We start from the raw sequence: 714 nt of genomic DNA, 5'->3' as shown, positions 1-714 counted from the left end.
ACAAAGCGGCGGCGCTATTTTAGCCGCGCTTTGTATCGTACCTCCTCTGAAAACTTTTGTAAGATGCACGTCTTCCGATGCCGAACCTTTCCACTATCTTATGATTATTATAACATATTCCGCTGATTTTCACAACTTTTATTAATTATTTATCAAGGACACGTGATATTTTCGTTTTATCAATTATTGTTTTCAGAGCGGGCACGCCGGAAATGTATACACGGAAAAAAGCATATAAATGAAAAAAGGCAAAACGTGAGGTAGTCGAAGATGTGACGAATTGCTGCCGCGCGGGACAGATCTGTTTACAACTGTTCGATTTCCGCTTCGGTGAGGCCGGTCGCTTGGGCGATAATATCGATTGAAACACCGAGCCGTTTGAAATTAGCCGCATCTTGCAGCGCTTTTTGATGTGAGCCGGCGGAAATGCCTTCCTGCAGAGCAATTTCTCTTTCTTCCTCTCTTTGCACAGCTATGTCCACATCGTAATCGTATTCGGCTATGAGCATGTTCATTCCTACTCATTCTGAAAGATTTTCAACTTCTTTAGCAGAAAGGCCGGTCATCGTGCAGATTTCGGCAATCGGATAGTTGTGCGTTCGCATAAGCTTCGCCGTTTCAAGCGCTTTTTGATGTGAGCCTTTCGCTTCACCCTGTGCAATGCCTTCTTTCAGTGCAATTTCTCTTTCTTCTTCTCTTTGCACAGCTATGTCC

The 714-nt window shown here is 44.0% G+C and carries 1 protein-coding gene and 1 pseudogene; both read right to left on the bottom strand.

The window, feature by feature from the left end:
• Positions 1–305 precede the first annotated feature (305 nt).
• Positions 306–515, bottom strand: a complete 210-nt coding sequence (locus HMPREF0860_RS08635; RefSeq protein ID WP_231364249.1) for a hypothetical protein — start codon at positions 513–515, stop codon at positions 306–308.
• 6 nt (positions 516–521) lie between these two features.
• Positions 522–714 (bottom strand): annotated as a pseudogene (locus HMPREF0860_RS08630) (hypothetical protein); the annotation flags it as partial.

It is taken from the genome of Treponema socranskii subsp. socranskii VPI DR56BR1116 = ATCC 35536 (genome assembly GCF_000468115.1).
In the GTDB taxonomy this organism is placed as follows: Bacteria; Spirochaetota; Spirochaetia; order Treponematales; family Treponemataceae; genus Treponema_D; species Treponema_D socranskii.
Note: the sequence above shows the minus strand (reverse complement) of the source record. Positions and strands in the feature narration are given on the sequence as shown.

Bases quoted from the DNA above. Each gene is read 5' to 3' on its own strand.
- HMPREF0860_RS08635 (WP_231364249.1), bottom strand. From the start codon at position 515: ATGAACATGCTCATAGCCGAATACGATTACGATGTGGACATAGCTGTG.